This window comes from Bacillus cereus group sp. BfR-BA-01331 (assembly GCF_022663915.1).
In the GTDB taxonomy this organism is placed as follows: Bacteria; Bacillota; Bacilli; order Bacillales; family Bacillaceae_G; genus Bacillus_A; species Bacillus_A mycoides.
Genome location: NZ_JAKUGJ010000007.1, coordinates 173,250 through 193,199, shown reverse-complemented (window position 1 = coordinate 193,199; position 19,950 = coordinate 173,250). Strand labels below are relative to the sequence as shown.

Genomic DNA, 19,950 nt, shown 5'->3' with positions numbered 1-19,950 from the left:
TAGTTAATTATGTATATAAACTGAAATGAAAAACACGCTAGATGAAAATGCATCTAACGTGTTTTTTATTATTTATGTTCCTTATATTCATGTGCTTTTTCTTTTATATTACCAACCGTATCTTTAGCAGTGCCTTTCACCTTATCCCATTTTCCCTCGGCTTGTAATTTTTTATTGTCAGTTACTTTCCCGACAACTTCCTTTACTTCACCCTTTACCTTATCAATGGCACCTTCTACTTTTTCTTTTAAACCATGATCATGTTTAGTCATACATTTCTCCTCCTTGTAGTTTGAGTAGAATTCTCTTTTCATATTGCAAGTTGAATGATGTATCTAGTAATAGCGTAACAAATTTAGTTTGAATATTCAAATGAGTAACAGGATAGAAAGGTAATTGTCATAAAATGTATACATTCGTAATGGAAAGAAAAAGAAAGTTAATTATATGTCTTTCGCAGTCCATATTGATTTTGTATAAGCAATTTTCATATGGGTACGTTCCATATTATTTTGACTGCCGCTACCGAATCTTGCTTGTCCAACTATTAAATTACAATTGGATTCAAGAGCGGTCTCAATTCGTTTTTGAATTAATACGGTATGACACCCTTTACGTTGAAATTCTGGCAAAGTAGCAGAAGCAGCTAATGAAGCAACACCTTTATTTATATAAAGTACCCCTATACTAGCAGGAGTGTTTTGAACTTCGGCTATGAAAAAATGCCATCCTGGTTTATTGTAAAGAATTTCATTATTTTGATGAACACCATTTTTTGTAAAGGACGGCATATTAAATCCACGTATATAAATATCTGCAAAAGTATGAAACTCATTTTCTTTCAGTTTGCGTACTGAAATGTTAGAAGGGGGAAGCGGAAAATCTTGTCCCGGTATGCTATATAAAGTGGTATGGAAGCTCGATTGGTAAAAGCCTTGTTGAGATAAGTATTGAAATAGTTCAGTTGTACCTTGAGCCGGTGTAATTTCAAAACGGCAAGGGATTTGTAGTGATTGATAATAAGCGATGATTTCATCTATCTCATCTGTATTTGTAAATGTAATGCCTTTTACCGTATTAAAAGCAGGACCAGCAATTATTTTTGATGAAAAGGCAGTGGCACTCCCGAACTTTTTCATTTGTACTTGCATTGGATTTCCGCTTATTTCTTGTAGTGCCTCTAATCTAGAAGAAAGCATATGTATTTCTGCGTTCTCGATTTCTTGTGCTGTATTGACTGTCATAATTGTACTCATACGATTCCTCCGTCAATAAATATATTTCATAGTACATATACGATGTTTGTTCTGAGATTCCTGTTGAAATGTAAGAGAATAAGAAGATTTTTGGAAGGGAAATGGAAGCGAACTGTCGAAGGGAGTGGAAACAGATTAAAGGTGGTGCTCTCATGAAACAGAAAGACGTGCAGACATGCTCTCATTGCGGTTCTCAAAACATAGGAGAAGGTGAGTTTATCGGTTATGCACAAATACGGAAAAAGGAAACGATGTTCACATCTTCACCAGTGGATGCTTATATTTGTACAGATTGCGGGAATATCCTTTCATTAAAGGTACGGAATTATGAAAGGTTTAAGCAGAAGCCGCTATGATTGTTGAGAAGTGGTCATATCCAGCGTTGTATACGAAACGTCTTATATTAAGGGGAATTAATATGAGTGATATTTTACATATATATGAGTATGCCTCAGATAAAGAAATGTCAACGTATACAGTATGGGATGCTCATCAATCGTTACATGACACACAAAAATATATAGAAGAAATTGTGAGTCAATATGAGAAAGAAAAAGTAGCTCCCCTTGGAATTGTATTAAGAGAGGAACAAAAACTCATAGGGACTTGTGGATTTATAAAATATGATGTAACTGAACATAAAGCGGAAATTGCATACGCCTTATCACGAAAATATTGGGGTAGAGGATTAGCTACCGAGGCGGCTTCAGCTTTTTTTAGCTATGGTTTTAATGAGTTACGTCTTAATAGTATTGAAGCAGGATGTAATTCAGAAAATGAAGCATCTGAAAAATTAATGAAACGTTTGAATATGGAATACGATTGTACAATTCAAAAGGATCTGTTCATTAAAGGTAAGTATCGTGATACGAAGAGGTATTGTATATCTAGGAAAAGATATATGAATCAATGAAATATTTTATATTGAAAACTCCTTTAATTGAATAAGGGGGTTTTTGTTTTATATATAACGATAATTACCTTTAATTGTTATAATTGGTTATTGAGGAATATTGTTTTTCTTAATACCACAATCATAGAAGAAAACTAGCTAAATCGTATAGAAAACCGCTATATAACACAATCGCAACCGTAAGTTGACAAAGTGCAACCGCAGGAAGATAGAGATAGGGGCAATGTTTGCATACAATTTAGTTAAGAAAACAAAGGGGGACACACATATGGGATTTGGTGAAAAGCTTTTTAAATTAAGAAAGGAAAAGGGCCTTTCTCAAGAAGCATTAGCTGAGAAATTAAACACAACAAGGCAAGCAGTTAGTAAATGGGAAAACGGTCAAGGATTTCCTGAAACTGAAAAGTTAATAATGATTGGAAATGTATTTGAAGTATCTCTTGATTACTTATTAAAAGAAACTGCTGAACAAATTAATGAAACTGAACATGGTTATTATGTAAGTACGGAAATGGCAGAAGGGTATATAGTGTACGGACAAAAGATTTCAAAATATATCGCGTTAGGGTTTAGTTTGCTTATTTTATCTACAATACCGTATTTATTATTCAAAGAAGATGTAACAATGTCGACATTTCTTGTCATTATTATTGCTGTCCTTGGAATTGGAGCAATGATGGTACCTGCAACGATAGAAGAGAGTCGATACAATGTATTAAAAAAAGAAGAATTACTATTTGATCAAAACTTTTTAAAAGAATTGACAAAAAGATATGAAGTAATTAAGAAGAGGTATGCTGCAGTGATGATTGTTGGATTTTGTTTTATTGCAGCAGGAGCGATACCATTTTTATTTGAGAAAAAGCATATCACTTCAGGCGAATTAGTGCAGTATTATCCGTACTGTGTTGTACTTATTGCTATTGGAGTCTATCTTTTTGTTCGTGTTGTAGGAGTGTGGGAGATGTATCGGATTTTAGTAGAAAATAAAGAATATAGTAATCGTGTCATTTTTAAATTAAAAAAGAAAGTAAGAAAAAAGGTAGATAGTTTTTAAATAGGAGAGAACCATGTTTTGTATCGTATGTATTCAAAACATGGTTTTTATTTATTAGAATTATTTCCAAAGAAATAATTCAGAAAATACAGAAAAATATCGTAATTTTTTGTAGAAGTCTGTTATAATATACAGAAATGAAAACGCTTTAAAGGGAGGATGTAAACAATATGATGATGAATGTACCTCTAACAATTAGTTCTATGATGGAAAGGGCAGAAAAACTATTCCCGAAGAAAGAAATCATTTCACGGACGCATGATACAGTTACGACCTTAACGTATAAGCAGCTAGGGGAAAGGACAAGAAGACTTTCCAGTGCGTTAACAAAGCTTGGGATTAAAGAAGGCGAGCGCATAGGAACGTTAGCGTGGAATCATCATCGACATGTAGAAGCATATTTTGCTATTCCAGGTGTTGCTTCCGTTTTACACACAATTAATATTCGTTTATCTCCTCAACATATTTCATACATTATTCAGCACGCAGAAGATCGCATTTTACTCATTGATGAAGATCTCGTACCACTTGTTGAAAATATTCAATCGCAATTATCAACTGTACAAGCCTACATTATTATGACTGATAAAGACGAACTTCCCAAAACTACACTGGAGCCTGTATATCATTATGAAAAGCTATTAGAAGAAGGCGATCCCAATTTCCAATTTGTAAAAGATATTGATGAAAATACACCTGCTGGTATGTGTTATACGTCAGCGACTACAGGGAATCCAAAAGGCGTTGTTTATACGCATCGTAGTACGGTTTTGCATTGTATGGCACTCGGTTTAGCCGATACAGCTGCTTTATCGGAAAGTGATGCGGCTATGGCAATTGTACCAATGTTCCACGTGAATGCTTGGGGGCTTCCTTTTGCAGCTACTTGGTTTGGAACTAAACAAGTTCTGCCAGGACCAATGTTTACTCCGAAAATTTTATTAGAGATGATTCAAGCTGAAAAAGTAACGATAGCAGCAGGTGTGCCGACAATTTGGCTCGGTGTATTACAAGAGTTAGAAAATAATAGTTACGATTTATCTAGTATAACGAGAATATTATGCGGTGGTGCTGCTGCACCGAAAAGCGTTATTAAAGCATTTGAGCAAAAATATAATGTTCCTTTCGTACATGCATATGGTATGACTGAAACAAGCCCGCTCGTAACACTTGCACGTTTAAAAAGTTATGAAACAGAATTATCATATGAAGAGCAATTAGAAATCCGCTCAAAACAAGGATATCTTGTCCCTGGTGTAGAGATGAAAGTAGTAGGTACAAACGGTGAAGTGAAGTGGGATGGTACTGAGATGGGAGAGTTATGTTTACGAGCACCTTGGATCGCTGAAAGCTATTATAACGATGATCGTACTGTCGAAGGATTCCGAGACGGTTGGTTATATACTGGTGATGTTGTTACAGTTGATGAGGAAGGCTGCGTGAAAATTGTTGATCGTACGAAAGATGTTATTAAAAGCGGAGGAGAATGGATTTCTTCAGTGGATCTTGAAAATGCTTTAATGGCACATGATGCTATATTTGAAGCGGCTGTCGTTGCAATTCCACACCCGCAGTGGCAAGAGCGTCCAGTTGCCTGCGTTGTACAAAAGAAAAATAGTACTGTTACAAAAGAAGAACTATATGAATTTTTAAAACCACAGTTTGCGAAGTGGTGGTTACCAGACGATATTGTATTTATGGAAGAAATACCGAAAACATCTGTTGGGAAGTTTTTAAAACAGGCACTTCGAAAAGAACTTGAGCATTTGCATAAAGAGAAATAACCGAACTTTTATTTGTAAACTTATTTTTAGTTACGGTTGACAAATGTCGAAGGGAAAGATAATATAACTCCTATAATATGTTATCTAAAATCTAATTTAAGTTTACAAATAGGAGAAGCAAATATGAATACAAAAAACTTAGTTTTCGTCGCTTTATTTAGTTCTATTATGGGAGTGTTAGGGTTAATACCTCCAATTGCTCTTGCTATTACACCAGTTCCAATTACATTACAATCACTCGGTGTTATGCTTGCTGGTGGGTTGTTAGGCTCACGTCTCGGTGCGTTAAGTCAGCTTATTTTCTTACTTATAGTTGGAGTGGGAGCACCATTACTTGCTGGTGGACGCGGGGGGCCAGGTGTATTTGTTGGACCAAGTGCAGGATATTTACTTGGTTATATCGTTGGAGCGTTTGTCATTGGATATTTAATTGAGCGTTTACGTGAAGTTTCTATTATAAAAGTACTATGCATTAATATAATTGGTGGTATTTTCGTAGTTTATGTATTTGGTATTACTGTACAAGCTTTCTTAATGGGGGTTTCCGTATGGGAAACGATGAAAGTAAGTGCTGTGTTCTTACCGGGGGATTGCATAAAAGCAATTATAGCAGCGATTCTTGTGACAAGATTACATCGCTCATTGAAACATATTATTACGCCTGCTCTAAAGAGTGGGAAATATACAAATGCGAGATAAGAAAGAGAAGAAACACGTTCATTGCGTGTTTCTTTTTATTATTTTGTAGAGAAAGGACATCTCATATGGGAATTACGAAAGAATATAAAAAACATGCCTCTTTACAACCAAATAAAATAGCGCTAAAGGAAAATGATCGAGTTTTAACATATAAAGAATGGTTTGAGTCAGTTTGTAAAGTAGCAAACTGGTTGAATGAAAAAGAATCGCAGAATAAAACGATAGCAATTTTATTAGAGAATAGTATGGGATTTTTACAAATATTTGCAGGTTCCGCAATGGCTGGATGGGTTTGTGTGCCGCTAGATATAAAATGGAAACGAGATGAACTTAAAGAAAGAATAGCGATTAGTAGACCGGATATTATTGTGGCGGAGCAGTATAGGCTTAGTGATATATCGTGCGAAGAAGGAAGGATTATTGAGATTGAAGAATGGAAAGAAATGATTGAGAACTATCTTCCTGCATATCATTCTGTAGAAAATGTACAAAACGCTCCTTTTTATATGGGATTTACATCAGGATCGACTGGAAAAGCAAAAGCGTTTTTACGTGCTCAACAGTCGTGGGTACATAGTTTTGATTGTAATGTACATGATTTTTATATGAAAAAGGAAGATTCTATTTTAATAGCTGGGACGCTTGTTCATTCTCTTTTCTTATACGGGGCAATAAGTGCATTATTTCTAGGACAAACGGTACACATAATGAGAAAGTTTGTACCAGTTCAAGTGCTATCTAGTATAAAGATAGAGAATATTTCTGTAATGTATACAGTTCCTACAATGCTTGAGTCTTTGTATAAAGAAAATAAAGTAATTGAAAGTGAAATGAAAATTATTTCGTCAGGAGCGAAATGGGAAGTTGAAGCAAAAGAGAAGATGAAGAATGTGCTTCCTTATGCAAAAAGATATGAGTTTTATGGTGCGTCTGAGCTAAGCTTTGTAACGGCATTGGTTGATGAAGAGAGTGAAAGAAAACCGAATTCAGTAGGGAAACCTTGTCATAATGTACAAGTTCGAATATGTAATGAAGCAGGAGAAGAAGTACAGACAGGTGAGGTAGGAACTGTGTATGTGAAAAGTGATCAGTTTTTTATGGGCTATGTATCGGATGGAGCTATAATCCCGCAATTGTCCGAAGGTGGCTGGATGACAGTGCAGGATGTGGGCTACCAAGATGAAGAAGGCTTTATATATATTGTTGGTAGAGAGAAGAATATGATTTTATTTGGAGGAATCAATATTTACCCAGAAGAGATAGAAAGTGTGTTATATACGCATCCAGCTGTTGAAGAAATAGTTGTGGTTGGTGTAGAAGATAGTTACTGGGGTGAAAAGCCTGTCGCTATCGTAAAAGGAAGTGCTACAAAGCAACAATTAAAGAGTTTTTGCTTACAACGATTATCATCTTTTAAAATACCGAAAGAATGGTACTTTGTTGATGAAATACCTTATACAAATAGCGGGAAAATAGCTCGCAATGCAGCAAAAAGTATGATTGAAAACCGGGAGAAGATATATGAATAGGGCGGTTATTGTAGAAGCGAAGAGAACACCTATTGGTAAAAAAAATGGGATGTTGAAAGATTATGAAGTTCAGCAATTAGCAGCAACACTTCTTACGTTTTTAAGTAAAGGAATTGAGAGAGAAATAGACGATGTTATATTAGGGAATGTTGTTGGACCGGGAGGTAATGTTGCAAGATTATCTGCTTTAGAAGCTGGGCTTGGTTATCATATTCCTGGTGTAACGATTGACCGGCAATGCGGCGCTGGATTGGAAGCAATTCGTACTGCGTGTCATTTTATTCAAGGGGATGCAGGTAATTGTTATATTGCTGGGGGCGTAGAGAGTACAAGTACGTCACCTTTTCAAAATAGAGCGCGGTTTTCGCCTGAAACAATTGGGGATCCTGATATGGGAGTGGCAGCTGAGTATGTTGCAGAGCAATATAACATAACAAAAGAGATGCAAGATGAATATGCTTGTCTTAGCTATAAAAGAACGCTGCAAGCATTAGAAAAAGGATATATACAAGAAGAGATATTACCTCATTATTTTAATGGATTATTAGATGAATCTATAAAGCGAGAAATGAATTATGAAAGAATGATTAAGAGAACGAAACCTGTATTTTTACAAAATGGAACGGTAACAGCAGGGAATTCGTGTGGTGTAAATGACGGGGCATGTGCTGTTCTTGTAATGGAAGAGGGGCAAGCTCGGAAATTAGGGTACAAGCCAGTTCTTCGTTTCGTTCATAGTGCTGTAGTTGGAGTTGACCCAAATCTTCCAGGAACTGGTCCGATATTTGCCGTACAAAAACTACTTAGAGAAATGAATTTAGTAATAGAAGATATTGATTGTATTGAGATGAATGAAGCGTTCGCCGCTAAAGTTGTTGCATGTGCGCAAACGTTACAAATTCCGTATGAAAAGTTAAATGTAAATGGTGGTGCAATAGCACTTGGTCATCCGTACGGTGCGTCTGGAGCTATGCTTGTAACGCGCTTGTTTTATCAGGCTAAAAGAGAGTATATGAAATATGGAATTGCTACATTAGGAATTGGGGGAGGGATAGGGCTTGCTCTATTATTTGAGAAAGTAGAAAACTAGCAAGATAACTAGTTTTCTACTTTTTCAGGAATATAGACGTTGTTACCAGGTTTTGCTTTTATTTTGTTCCAAGCAGCGATAGCATCTGTTTTTGATTTTCCTTTGTTGTATGGGTCTTCGAAAAAAGCGCGAGTAAAACGATTGTATTCAAACTGTGTACCGATAGTTGTTTTATAGGATGGTTCTTTTTTACGTTCGTTTTCTTCGTACCAAAACGTTATCGCGTCTTCATACGTTTTTCCGGTATTCTTTTTAAAAAATTTTTGAAGGGCTACTGTAAAGCGGAAGTTTGCTCCAATTTTTTCTTTGAAAAAAGCACGCACATCTTCACTACAGCGGTGATTTTCAGTAATAATTGTTTGAAGAGAAAGATCTTTATAAGAGAGGGAAGCTTTACTTACCTTTTGATGAGAACAGTTTTTTAATATTTTACCTGTAGTTAAATAGTGTGAGATACGCTCGGTTATTTCGATTTTAGAGCCACTAGCTGGTAAATCATGCTCACGACAAAATGTTTGCAGTTCTGTTTTTAACCAATAATAGTTTTGGAAATCTTCAAGGGATATAGGCTTTGTTAAAGGTGGGCGCATGCATATAACAACTTCTTTCTTCCATAATTTCCTTTAATTATAAAACGTATGTTCTTTTTGTGGAAGGATTAATTTATAAATTTAATAGGAAGAGGAGATTACATATGGAAAATGTAATGCAAGTTCGTGTTACTGGGATTTTAATTGAAGGTGAAAAGGTATTGCTAGTAAAACAAAAAGTTGTGAATCGGAATTGGTCTTTACCTGGGGGAAGAGTAGAGAACGGTGAAACGTTAGAAGAAGCGATGATTCGAGAAATGAGAGAAGAAACCGGATTAGAAGTTAAGATTAAGAGACTACTCTATGTTTGTGATAAACCAGATGCTACCCCATCTTTATTGCATATTACATTTCTGCTTGAAAGGATTGCAGGTGAAATCAAGCTTCCGTCTAATGAATTTGATCTTAATCCAATTCATGATGTACAAATGGTAGCGATAGAAGAATTGAGTAGATATGGTTTTTCTGAGAAGTTCATTAAACTTGCATCTGAAAAGTTCTTGAACGCAGGAAGTTATCAAGGATTAAAACAAAATATTGGTTTGTAAACATAAGAGGAGGCTGTTACTTTAGAACAGCCTCCTCTTACTCTATAAGTTGTGTTTATTCTCGTATTTTGTTGGAAAATCGATATTTCTTATAGAATCGTTGATATATTTTGATTTATGATAGATATATTTGAAAAATCGTTAATATAATTTCATTTACTGTATTACTATGTATGAAGCAAAGCAGCAAAGAGGATATCATCCAGTTCAATGACATCCCATTCATAAAATAATTTACACTGCTGACTGTAAAGAAGAAACAAGTTGATTTAAAAACTCGTTCCCAGTCATAACCGCTTTTCCTCCGCCGCGAGCACTCTTTTTATTTCCTCCGCCTTTTCCTTCAATAGAAGGGAGGGCATCTTTTAAAAGTGTATTCATATCGAGTGTCACTGCTTTACCACAAGCAAGAATACATTGTAATTTCCCCTCATTTTCAATAACGAAATATGTAATTGCGTGTTCTTGTTGTTCTGTAATAATAGCAGACAGTTTTGCAATTTCTTGCATAGGGCGGTTTGTAAATACTTTAGAAATAAGTATTCCACCGTGTATTTCTAAAGGCTGTTGCAATAGTTCATTTGCTTCTACAAATAATAGTTTTTCATTCATTGCTTGTACTGCCTTTTCGTTTTCTTTTTGAGAGGTAAGAAGTTGTGCCACTTTTACTGGAATATCAGTTTCGCTACTGTTCAATTGCTTAGAAACATCTGTTAATATTTGTTGATGTTGTCCCATTAATTTAAGAGAACGCCAACCAGCAATAAATGTTAAGCGTATACCACCTTTATTGCGCTCCCATCCTAGTACTTGAATAGGGCCTACTTCACCTGTATGTTTCGGGTGTGTTCCACCACAACCGTTGTAGTCATAGTTTTCGATGATAACAACCCGTATATTTTCTGTCATAGTCGGTTCTTTGCGAAGGGGTAATGCTTTGGCCTCTTCTAAGTTCATCCATTTAATACGAATAGGGTGGTTTTCAAAAACAATTTGATTAGCAATTTGTGCGGCCTTCTCAACAGTTTCTGTAGAAAGGTTAGCAGTTTCTAAATCAATGGTTATAGTTTCTTTTCCAAGATGGAATCCGATCGTCGGTATGTTAAAATAATCCCAAAAAGCAGCAGATAAAATGTGCTGAGCCGTATGTTGCTGCATATGATCAAAACGGCGCTCCCAATCTATTTTACCCTCTACTTCTTCTGTATGTAATTGTTCTATTATGAAATGACGAATTTCTCCATTTACTTCTTCAACGTTACTTACCGGAATACCATTTAAGGTTCCAGTGTCGTGTGGTTGCCCACCGCCTGTTGGATAAAATGCAGTTTCATTTAAGACAACATATAAGTTTCCTTCTGTATCATGCGCTTGTTTTATAACTTTAGTTGTAAAGGTTTGCTGATAAGCATCGATGTAATATAATTTTTTCTCCAATTTTCTTTCCCCTTTCGTGTTAGCTAGTTTCATTGTAAAGCAATTGAAATTAGTTTCCTAATATTTCAGAAGAAAGAAACTATTTTTAGAATTTTCTTGCTATAATAAGAAGAAAATGCGGGGGGGAATGAAAATGCCATATGAAAACGGCGTAGATAAATTGCTTAGTTTAAGCAGAAATATTTCCGAATTATATCGAGAATTAAATGAGATGACCCGGATTTTAACGGATTGTAATCGAGAAAGTGTGAAATTTGATCGGTTATATGTAAAGGAGTTACTTTGGAAAAAAGAAGATGTCATAGAGAAGTATGAACAATTACTCGTCCAGCTTTGTATTAATGAATGCTTTGATTTAAAAAGTGTAATTACTGGCGAATATAAGTATACATATGAAGAAGTAGAAAGCATTGTTTTAGAATTTAATGAAAAGTATAACGTAGCTATTTTGATTAAAGATGTTTGTAAAGAACTACAGTTTACATATGGAATTGATATGGAAATAACGAGAACAGCTCGGGTATAAACATCTCAAGTATAGAAAAAGGAAAAAGAAAGCAGATCCTTTGCTTTCTTTTTTTATGTAGGAAAAGGGAGAGTAGGTTTAAAGATGAAGGGGAAGTTACAAAATATTCATCCACTTGGAATGAGTATCATTATAGGGACATTATTTGCTAGGTTTGCAACTTCAATGAGCATTCCTTTTTTAGCGATTTATTTAACGACTGTTAAAGACGTATCGGCTGGAATGACCGGTGCTATCATTGGAACGAGTGCGCTTGTTGGAGTGTTTGCTAGTTTTATTGGGGGCAATTTATCGGATCGATTTGGTCGAAAGATGATTATAATATGGTCCATGATTGTTTGGGTGTTTGTATTTATAGGATTTTCAGTTGCAGAGCATGTTTTGAGTTTCTTTCTATTAAACGCTTTGAATGGCTTATGTCGTTCTTTTTTTGAACCGACATCAAGAGCTTTATTATCAGATTTAACGAAACCAGAGTATCGTTTACTCGTATATAATTTGCGTTACGGTGCGATAAATGTTGGAGTAGCGATGGGTCCACTTGTTGGATTACAGATTGGAAGTGCAAAATCAACGATTCCTTTTTTAGTAGCCGCTGGAGTGTACATTTTATATACAGTTATATTAGCGTTTCAATTTAAGAAATATCCACTTGATAAAAAGAAAGTAGCTACAGAAAATCCGGTCACAATGTTAAGTGCGGTTCGGATTTTGCGAAAAGACATAGTATTTTTAGTTGCTTTAGTCGGAATCATTTTGAGTAATAGTGGTTTTTCACATTTAACGACGACACTATCTCAATATTTTGCAAACGCACATATATTTCAAGATGGAGTAAAGTTGTTCTCATATATGCTAACTTTAAATGCGATTACAGTAGTAGTTATTCAATACCCTGTTATTCAAATGTGTAAAAAGTATACGCCGTTAGCATCTATTATGGTTGGAACGTTATTTGTGAGCGGGGGATTGTTTGGATTTGGACTAGTAGAATCTATGTTAGGGGCTGCTATATGTACAATTATTTTTACATTCGGAGAAGTATTAATGTTTTCAATGACAGATGTATTTATTGATGAGATAGCTGTTCCACATTTGAAAGGGACATATTTTGGAGCTATGGGATTTTCAGGAATTGGAGTAGTAATTGGTCCTTGGTTTGGCGGGATACTTCTCGATCATTATGGATATCAAAATGGCTTTATAGTATTTTTAATATTAGCTATATTTTCAAGCATAGCGTTCCCAGTTCTTTTAGTGACAAAAGGTTTAATGAAAAAAAGATATATTAGAAATTCTAAAATAGAAATACATGCGAAATAACATGAGCCCGAGCAAACTAAAAGGTTGCTCGGGCTTATATTTATATCAATCATTAATTCGAAAAAAGACTTTCTCTTCATGTTTATTGGCAACTTCGTTTTTGGAAATATGAATGGCTAAACATCCATTCTCTAAACAGGCTAGCATCTTGTTATAAATGATATTAGTAGGTAAAGGAACAATCCGCTGTAAAGAAGTGTTTTTATAAAGTATACAAATGTTTAGGCCTGTCTCCATCTTTTTAATGAGTACATTTTGTGCAATTGCATTTGGTACATCTGTTTCCAAAATGTATTCTTGTTCTGTTTCACAAAGGTCAATATGAATTTGATTTGGAAAACTAAAGTTGCTACAAGAATCAGAACAAAATTGATCCATCCATTCTTCGAAACCATCAACATGAAAAAGACAATCCTTCTTTTTCTTGCCCATGAAAGACACCCTCCGTAAAATCTCAATTCATACTATGTTATGCATGAATGAAATAGAGGTGAAGAACAAATAGAAAAATATAAACATTTTATGTGAAAGATACAGTGTGTGTGAATGCTTTTGCTTTACATATCATGATGTGCATGATTTTTTTGACGTGAATGATTACGATTTTTAACTTTGTGAGATCCACTTAAAGGTTCGGGCTGTCCAGAAGATTGCCCTTTTTTCTCGTTTTGACGATTAGATTGATTATTGTTTTTACCCATTGTATTTTACACCTCCTCTCCCTATTTAGAATGAGAGAAGTTTGCGAATTTATACGAGAATGTTTTTTGAGAAACGGGTAAAGATAAGTAGGACTAACTCATATAGGAAGGGGAAAGTGTTATGCCATATCATAAAGATAAGCAACAGGCTTTTCAGGCCGCGCAGCAAGGGGTTGTTCAAGCGGAAAATATATTCAATAATATTGTGAAAAATGACCCGAATTACGGCCATGATTTAAAAGAGTTACGCCAAGAAGTGCAAGAGGCGTACGAACAAATTCAAAATGCACTTGAAGTAGCATCAGAAACGCAGCGTCCACAACTTGAGCAATATGAAAGTAATCTCCAAAATATTATGCGAAATGTAGATCAAATAGAAAAGTGAAAAGGTTGTTGTGAATTCAACAATCTCATTACTTTTAGTGCTACTATGCTGAAACGAAAAATTATTCTATCAATTTTTTCTTTAATTTGTGCAGTACATATATTTCAAGTGGACAAAGTGGAAGCTAAAATGTTGTTAAGAAAAGAGCTAGAGCCAACTGGCTATGTAACATGGGAAGTACCAAATAATGAAAAAATTATCGCAATTACATTTGATGATGGACCGGACCCAACTTATACACCGCAAGTATTAGAGTTATTACGTCAATATAAAGCGGAAGCGACTTTTTTTATGATTGGCTTTCGAGTTCAGCGTAATCCGTACTTAGTAAAGCAAGTGTTGAAAGAAGGGCATGAAATCGGAAATCATACGATGAATCATTTGTATGCGAGTAATTCATCAGATGAAAAATTAGAACATGATATTTTAAATGGAAAGAAATATTTTGAAAAATGGGTGAAAGAACCTTTATTGTTCCGTCCGCCAGGTGGATATATTAATGATGCTGTATTTACTACGGCAAAAAAAGCTGGGTATCAAATTGTTCTATGGTCATGGCATCAAGACCCTCGTGATTGGGCGAATCCAGGTACAGAATCCATAGTAAATCATGTTGTGAAAAATGCTAAAAGTGGAGATATTGTACTGTTGCACGATGGAGGAAGTGATCGTAGTCAAACAGTGGCGGCATTAGCAAAAATTTTACCTGAGCTGAAAAAGCAGGGGTATCGATTTGTAACAGTTTCGGAGTTGTTACGTTATAAACATTAGAGAAAATCCCAAAAGGTATACCTTTTGGGATTTTTCGTTACTGATTCTTTTTTCGTTTTTTATTATTTTGTCGCTCTGCCGGAGTTAAAGGTTCATTTGCGAACTCTTCGTTATAACCAGTTCCTTGTCCTTGTGCGGATGCAGCATTCATTCCTGAAATAGTATGATTTGCTTTTCGTTTACCCATTTTTTCTCACCTCTATAATATTTTTTATAGATGAATCATGAGTTGTTCATAACATATATGAACGTAAAGTAGAGTGCTTTACTTTACAATAATAGTATTTATAAGGAGCATGGACACTATTCAAATTTAGAAAGATAAAGAAAACTTATTATAATCCATAAGTTTCTTATTATTTACTTATTTAGAAAGTTGTAATAAGATATTATCGTAAGGTATTGAAAAGTTTGTCTACATTTTATATTCAGACAAATTAGTCACGTTTAACAGGGGGGAAACATAATGGTCAAACATAATCCATTTCAATCACGTGCAACTTTTGAACTAGATGGAAAGACGTATCATTATTATCAATTGAAAGCGCTTGAAAACGCAGGGGTTGGCAACGTATCTCAATTACCATATTCCGTGAAAGTTTTACTTGAATCTGTACTTCGTCAAGTAGACGGACGCGTAATTACAGAAGAACACGTTACAAATTTAGCGAAATGGGGAACGAAAGATGTTCAAGATATCGATGTTCCGTTTAAACCATCTCGCGTAATCTTACAAGACTTCACAGGTGTTCCAGCTGTTGTAGATTTGGCTTCGCTTCGTAAAGCAATGGCAGACATGGGTGGGGATCCTGACAAAATTAATCCTGAAATTACTGTAGACCTTGTAATTGACCACTCTGTACAGGTTGATAGAGCGGGTACGGCAGACTCGCTTGCATTCAACATGGACTTAGAGTTTAAACGTAATGAAGAACGTTATAAATTTTTAAGCTGGGCACAGAAATCATTTGATAACTACCGTGCAGTTCCACCAGCAACAGGTATTGTACACCAAGTAAATCTTGAATATTTAGCACCGGTTGTTCATGCGGTGAAAAATGCTGAAGGTGACTTAGTTGCATACCCAGATTCATTAGTTGGAACAGACTCACATACAACAATGATTAATGGTATCGGTGTTCTTGGATGGGGCGTTGGTGGTATTGAAGCAGAAGCAGGAATGCTTGGACAGCCTTCATATTTCCCAGTACCTGAAGTAATTGGTGTGAAATTAACTGGTACACTTCCAAGTGGTACAACAGCAACTGACGTTGCATTAAAAGTAACACAAGTATTACGTCAAAAAGGTGTAGTTGGTAAATTTGTTGAGTTCTTCGGTAATGGACTAAAGAGCATGCCTTTAGCTGACCGCGCAACAATTTCAAATATGGCACCAGAATACGGTGCAACTTGTGGATTCTTCCCAATCGACGACATTTCATTAGAATACTTACGTTTAACAGGTAGAGATGAAGAGCAAATTCGCGTTGTTGAAGAATATTGTAAAGCAAATGGCTTATTCTATACAGCAGACAGCAAAGATCCAATCTATACTGATCTTGTTGAAATTGATTTAAATACAATTGAATCTAATCTTTCTGGACCGAAACGTCCGCAAGATTTAATCCCACTTTCAAATATGAAAGAGGAGTTCCATAAAGCTGTTGTAGCACCAGTTGGAACACAAGGACTTGGATTCAATGAGCAAGAGTTCGATAAAGAAGTGAAAGTTACATTGAAAGATCAAGAAGTAACGATGAAAACAGGTGGAATTGCAATCGCTGCAATTACAAGCTGTACAAATACGTCAAATCCGTACGTGTTAATTGGAGCAGGGTTAGTTGCGAAGAAAGCAATTGAAAAAGGACTTAAAGTACCTGGTTACGTAAAAACATCGTTAGCACCAGGATCTAAAGTTGTTACAGAGTACCTAGATAAGTCTGGTTTAACAACGTATTTAGATCAATTAGGTTTCCAAACAGTTGGTTACGGCTGTACGACTTGTATCGGTAACTCTGGTCCATTAGCAGAGGAATTAGAAGAAGCAATCGCAGCAAATGATTTATTAGTAACATCTGTTTTATCTGGTAACCGTAACTTTGAAGGTCGTATTCACCCACTTGTAAAGGCAAACTACTTAGCATCACCACCACTTGTTGTGGCATATGCACTTGCAGGTACTGTTGATATTGACCTGAAAAATGATGAAATCGGTAAAGATGTAAATGGTAATGCTGTTTACTTTAATGATATTTGGCCATCAGCTAAAGAAATTGAAGATGTAGTTCAAAGTGTTGTTACATCTGAATTGTTCAAAAAAGAATATGCACAAGTATTTAACAGCAATGAACGCTGGAATGAAATCCAAACTTCAAATGAAGCTTTATATACTTGGGATAATGATTCAACATACATTCAAAACCCACCGTTCTTCGAAGGATTATCTAAAGAGCCGGGTGAAGTTGAAACGTTATCAGGTTTACGCATAGTTGGTAAATTTGGTGATTCTGTAACAACAGACCACATTTCACCAGCAGGTTCAATTGGTAAGCACACGCCAGCTGGACGTTATTTACTAGAAAACGGCGTACAACCAGTTGACTTTAACTCTTACGGTTCTCGTCGTGGTAACCATGAAGTTATGATGCGTGGTACATTCGCAAACATCCGTATTAAAAACCAAATCGCACCAGGAACAGAAGGCGGATATACAACATATTGGCCAACTGGTGAAGTAACATCTATCTATGATGCTGCTATGAAATATAAAGAAGATGGCACAGGCCTTCTAGTTGTTGCTGGTAAAGACTACGGTATGGGAAGTTCTCGTGACTGGGCTGCGAAAGGTACAAACTTATTAGGTATTAAAGCAGTAATCGCAGAAAGCTTCGAGCGTATTCACCGCAGTAACTTAGTATTAATGGGCGTATTACCATTACAATTTAAAGATGGCGACAGTGCTGAAACATTAGGTCTTGTTGGTGATGAGTCATTTGAAATTCAAATTGACAAAACGGTTAGACCACGCGATCTTGTAAAAGTAGTTGCAATCGATGCAGAAGGCAAAGAGAAGCAATTTGAAGTAGTGGCTCGTTTTGATAGTGAAGTTGAAATTGACTACTACCGTCACGGTGGTATCTTGCAAATGGTTCTTCGTTCGAAAATCGAAGAGTCTAAAGTATCAAACTAAATAATTGAAATGAATGATAAGGAAGCTAACATTTGTTAGCTTTCTTACTTTATGTACAGAGGGAAAGGGATGAAACCACTTGGTTTCATCCCTTTCCTTTTATTATGCAAAATTGGAGGAATGACAATGAATGAGTATAGAAGAATAATGTTGCCGCTGTTGCAAGAAAAGCTATTGCTAATTAGTGCGATTTGTAGCGGAATAGTAGCTGCCATTTTAAATTTATCCCGTCCGCTATTTATGGGGCTAATTGTAGATAACCTTATTCAGCGGGACTTAAAAGGTACGTATGTATATATTGCTTTGTTTGCGGGGAGCCGCTTTTTGATGTGGGTGAACAATCTGTTATTTGATTATGTAAGCTCAAAAGTAAGTCAGCGAATATTACGAGAGAAGCGTATAGATGTATTACGTCATTTTTTCTTATTACCGTTTGAAGAAAGTGAGAAGGTAAAACAAGGGGAGTTAGAAACATTAGTCGTTTCTGATATTCCGAATTGGGTAAGGTTATATGGATCTATATTAATAGAATACATCCACGCCATTGCACAATTTATTGGTGCGTTCATAGCTCTACAACATATCGATGTACAGTTCATATGGTGGATAACCCCGTTTTTATTTTTAAGTGCAATTGTTCCAATGATTATGGGGGGGAAAGTAAGAAATATTGCAAGTATTGCTCAAAAAAATCAATCAAGTGTTGTAGAGATGATGTCACAGTTTGTAAAAGGTATACAAGATTTACGTAGTTTACAAAAAGAAAAATGGGCAATTCATTTGTTTAAAGGAGTGACGGCACAATCTTATAAAACGGAAGTAAAGAAGACGATGATACAACATTGTATTGGGATAGTTGGAACGGTAATAGAAACAGGAGCATATATAGTTGTTCTTATTGTAGGAGCAAAAAAAATAATAAAAGGGGATATGGAAGTCGGTTCGCTTGTGGCGGTATTAGCTACAATTGAGATGTTATTTTTCCCCGTTCGTTATGCGAGTGATTTATTGATGATGACACAAGTTGCTATTGCTTCGGCAAATCGAGTTTTTTGTTTTTTAAATATAGGAGCTGACGACAGAAATGTAGAAAGAGCGATGGGAATGAAATTAACAAACGTTTCATTTCAAGAGAACGGTGAAGAGAGATGTAGAATTAAAAATATACATTTACAAATTAATCCTGGCGAACTCGTTATTATTGTGGGGGAAAGTGGGGCAGGAAAAACAACGCTTTTAAAATTAATAACGGGTTTGTATAAACCATCTAACGGTAGCATTGTTTATTATGGTAATGGGGCTCGTATGACTACAGTGTGGCAAGAACCTCGTTTCTTTCGGACGACAGTAAAAGAGAATATGTATTTCGGGGAAGGGGTCTTAGAAAAACAGTTAGAAAAAAATATTGAACTTGTAAATGCGAAGTCAATTATTAGGAGTTTATCTAAAGGGATTCAGACTGTACTACATAAAAGCGGTGAAGAGTTTTCAGGAGGAGAGAGAAAGCGTCTTGCGTTATTGCGAGCGATTGTATCAAATCCGAATCTCATTATTCTAGATGAACCGACTGCGGGATTAGATCTGAGCAATCAAGAAGTGGTTTGGAATATGCTTAGAGGGCTAGAGGGGAATGTAACGAGAATTGTGACGACACATGATGTCGAGAGGGCGATGATAGCGGATCGGATTGTGGTCATGAAGAATGGAATTATTGTGGAATGCGGGGATCCTAGAGAATTATTAACGTATAAGTCATTGTTTAAAGAGATGCTAATAAAAAGATAAGAGCTATATAGCGCTCTTATCTTTATTCACTCTTATTAAGTTGATACGTATAAGACTCAGTATCGTTAGTGCTAAACTCTTTGACTAGAGTAAGTTGATTTGTATCCGGATTATATTTGAAAATTTTGACCGTACGTTCGCTACTTAGTGATGGATTATATTCTTGAATAGCAAATGTATTTTCAGCAATCTGTGTCATATTACTGGTTGAAACGTTTTCTACGGCATCATGATTTGTAGAAATTTCAACAACTCTTTCACCGTTGAAAAATAAAAGAACGATTACTAAAACAACTAAACATATTCGTATATAGCGAAGTTCTTTACTTATAGGATGTTCTCCCAAAATAATCATCCTTTCTGTAA

General features: G+C 35.6%; 22 protein-coding genes. 14 read left to right on the top strand and 8 right to left on the bottom strand.

Annotated features, from left to right (window positions below; genetic code table 11):
* Nucleotides 1–68: 68 nt before the first annotated feature.
* Both MR155_RS15435 and MR155_RS15430 read right to left on the bottom strand, forming a co-directional pair.
* Complete coding sequence (locus MR155_RS15435; RefSeq protein ID WP_002137730.1) at nucleotides 69–272, bottom strand: CsbD family protein; 204 nt, start codon at nucleotides 270–272, stop codon at nucleotides 69–71.
* Between the two features lie 171 nt (nucleotides 273–443).
* Nucleotides 444–1,256 carry a GNAT family N-acetyltransferase gene (locus tag MR155_RS15430; RefSeq protein WP_242310444.1) on the bottom strand — a complete coding sequence of 271 codons (813 nt, stop codon included), beginning with the start codon at nucleotides 1,254–1,256 and terminating at the stop codon, nucleotides 444–446.
* Nucleotides 1,257–1,408: 152 nt separating this feature from the next.
* On the opposite strand from MR155_RS15430, the gene MR155_RS15425 reads away from it, so the two are divergent.
* The 7 genes from MR155_RS15425 to MR155_RS15395 all read left to right on the top strand — a co-directional run bounded on the left by MR155_RS15425 (nucleotide 1,409) and on the right by MR155_RS15395 (nucleotide 8,328).
* Nucleotides 1,409–1,612 (top strand): hypothetical protein, encoded by a 204-nt coding sequence (locus MR155_RS15425; protein WP_033708017.1) that lies wholly within the window; start codon nucleotides 1,409–1,411, stop codon nucleotides 1,610–1,612.
* Nucleotides 1,609–2,169 (top strand): GNAT family N-acetyltransferase, encoded by a 561-nt coding sequence (locus MR155_RS15420; RefSeq protein WP_242310443.1) that lies wholly within the window; start codon nucleotides 1,609–1,611, stop codon nucleotides 2,167–2,169. Before MR155_RS15425 ends, MR155_RS15420 begins: the two co-directional genes overlap by 4 nt.
* Before the next feature lie 268 nt (nucleotides 2,170–2,437).
* A complete protein-coding gene (locus MR155_RS15415) occupies nucleotides 2,438–3,226 on the top strand; it encodes a helix-turn-helix domain-containing protein (RefSeq protein ID WP_002165275.1) in 789 nt (262 codons plus the stop codon).
* Between the two features lie 170 nt (nucleotides 3,227–3,396).
* Nucleotides 3,397–5,010 (top strand): long-chain fatty acid--CoA ligase, encoded by a 1,614-nt coding sequence (locus MR155_RS15410; RefSeq protein WP_242310441.1) that lies wholly within the window; start codon nucleotides 3,397–3,399, stop codon nucleotides 5,008–5,010.
* A gap of 123 nt (nucleotides 5,011–5,133) precedes the next feature.
* Nucleotides 5,134–5,709: a biotin transporter BioY gene (locus MR155_RS15405; protein ID WP_113936084.1), complete on the top strand. Its 576-nt coding sequence runs from the start codon at nucleotides 5,134–5,136 to the stop codon at nucleotides 5,707–5,709.
* A 65-nt stretch (nucleotides 5,710–5,774) separates the two neighbouring features.
* Nucleotides 5,775–7,238, top strand: coding sequence for an acyl-CoA synthetase (locus MR155_RS15400; RefSeq protein WP_113936083.1), 1,464 nt, complete (start codon nucleotides 5,775–5,777; stop codon nucleotides 7,236–7,238).
* Nucleotides 7,231–8,328, top strand: a complete 1,098-nt coding sequence (locus MR155_RS15395) for an acetyl-CoA C-acyltransferase (protein WP_219303303.1) — start codon at nucleotides 7,231–7,233, stop codon at nucleotides 8,326–8,328. The genes MR155_RS15400 and MR155_RS15395 overlap by 8 nt, the downstream gene beginning before the upstream one ends.
* 8 nt (nucleotides 8,329–8,336) lie before the next feature.
* On the opposite strand, the gene MR155_RS15390 is transcribed toward MR155_RS15395, so the two are convergent.
* The gene (locus MR155_RS15390) at nucleotides 8,337–8,918 is read right to left on the bottom strand and encodes a DUF6434 domain-containing protein (protein WP_113936081.1); all 582 of its coding nucleotides are present in this window, start codon (nucleotides 8,916–8,918) and stop codon (nucleotides 8,337–8,339) included.
* Nucleotides 8,919–9,022: 104 nt separating this feature from the next.
* Here MR155_RS15390 and MR155_RS15385 point away from each other — a divergent pair, with 104 nt between their 5' ends.
* A complete protein-coding gene (locus MR155_RS15385; protein ID WP_219303302.1) occupies nucleotides 9,023–9,466 on the top strand; it encodes an NUDIX hydrolase in 444 nt (147 codons plus the stop codon).
* Nucleotides 9,467–9,700: 234 nt separating this feature from the next.
* On the opposite strand, the gene MR155_RS15380 is transcribed toward MR155_RS15385, so the two are convergent.
* Nucleotides 9,701–10,903 carry an alanyl-tRNA editing protein gene (locus MR155_RS15380; protein ID WP_242310439.1) on the bottom strand — a complete coding sequence of 401 codons (1,203 nt, stop codon included), beginning with the start codon at nucleotides 10,901–10,903 and terminating at the stop codon, nucleotides 9,701–9,703.
* A 133-nt stretch (nucleotides 10,904–11,036) separates the two neighbouring features.
* Here MR155_RS15380 and MR155_RS15375 point away from each other — a divergent pair, with 133 nt between their 5' ends.
* Both MR155_RS15375 and MR155_RS15370 read left to right on the top strand, forming a co-directional pair.
* Nucleotides 11,037–11,429 (top strand): hypothetical protein, encoded by a 393-nt coding sequence (locus MR155_RS15375; protein WP_002137716.1) that lies wholly within the window; start codon nucleotides 11,037–11,039, stop codon nucleotides 11,427–11,429.
* A gap of 84 nt (nucleotides 11,430–11,513) precedes the next feature.
* Complete coding sequence (locus MR155_RS15370) at nucleotides 11,514–12,752, top strand: MDR family MFS transporter (RefSeq protein ID WP_002014277.1); 1,239 nt, start codon at nucleotides 11,514–11,516, stop codon at nucleotides 12,750–12,752.
* 45 nt (nucleotides 12,753–12,797) lie between these two features.
* Here the strand turns inward: MR155_RS15370 and MR155_RS15365 are convergent, their stop codons facing one another.
* Complete coding sequence (locus tag MR155_RS15365; RefSeq protein WP_219303300.1) at nucleotides 12,798–13,184, bottom strand: Hsp20/alpha crystallin family protein; 387 nt, start codon at nucleotides 13,182–13,184, stop codon at nucleotides 12,798–12,800.
* A 125-nt stretch (nucleotides 13,185–13,309) separates the two neighbouring features.
* On the bottom strand, nucleotides 13,310–13,453 hold the full coding sequence (locus tag MR155_RS15360; protein WP_002014281.1) for a small acid-soluble spore protein P: 144 nt from the start codon (nucleotides 13,451–13,453) through the stop codon (nucleotides 13,310–13,312).
* A gap of 121 nt (nucleotides 13,454–13,574) precedes the next feature.
* Between MR155_RS15360 and MR155_RS15355 the strand changes: the two genes are divergently transcribed.
* Together MR155_RS15355 and pdaB are read left to right on the top strand one after the other, a co-directional pair.
* Nucleotides 13,575–13,838: a hypothetical protein gene (locus MR155_RS15355; RefSeq protein WP_002014282.1), complete on the top strand. Its 264-nt coding sequence runs from the start codon at nucleotides 13,575–13,577 to the stop codon at nucleotides 13,836–13,838.
* 45 nt (nucleotides 13,839–13,883) lie between these two features.
* Nucleotides 13,884–14,609: a polysaccharide deacetylase family sporulation protein PdaB gene (pdaB, locus tag MR155_RS15350; RefSeq protein ID WP_002066634.1), complete on the top strand. Its 726-nt coding sequence runs from the start codon at nucleotides 13,884–13,886 to the stop codon at nucleotides 14,607–14,609.
* 37 nt (nucleotides 14,610–14,646) lie between these two features.
* Here pdaB and sspO read toward each other — a convergent pair whose 3' ends face one another.
* Nucleotides 14,647–14,796, bottom strand: a complete 150-nt coding sequence (gene sspO / locus MR155_RS15345) for an acid-soluble spore protein SspO (protein WP_000518057.1) — start codon at nucleotides 14,794–14,796, stop codon at nucleotides 14,647–14,649.
* 279 nt (nucleotides 14,797–15,075) lie between these two features.
* Between sspO and acnA the strand changes: the two genes are divergently transcribed.
* A complete protein-coding gene (gene acnA / locus MR155_RS15340) occupies nucleotides 15,076–17,799 on the top strand; it encodes an aconitate hydratase AcnA (RefSeq protein ID WP_002014285.1) in 2,724 nt (907 codons plus the stop codon).
* A gap of 69 nt (nucleotides 17,800–17,868) precedes the next feature.
* Nucleotides 17,869–19,584, top strand: coding sequence for an ABC transporter ATP-binding protein (locus tag MR155_RS15335; protein ID WP_242310437.1), 1,716 nt, complete (start codon nucleotides 17,869–17,871; stop codon nucleotides 19,582–19,584).
* Between the two features lie 22 nt (nucleotides 19,585–19,606).
* On the opposite strand, the gene MR155_RS15330 is transcribed toward MR155_RS15335, so the two are convergent.
* Nucleotides 19,607–19,939, bottom strand: coding sequence for a YmzC family protein (locus tag MR155_RS15330; protein ID WP_002033552.1), 333 nt, complete (start codon nucleotides 19,937–19,939; stop codon nucleotides 19,607–19,609).
* Between the last annotated feature and the right edge of the window lie 11 nt (nucleotides 19,940–19,950).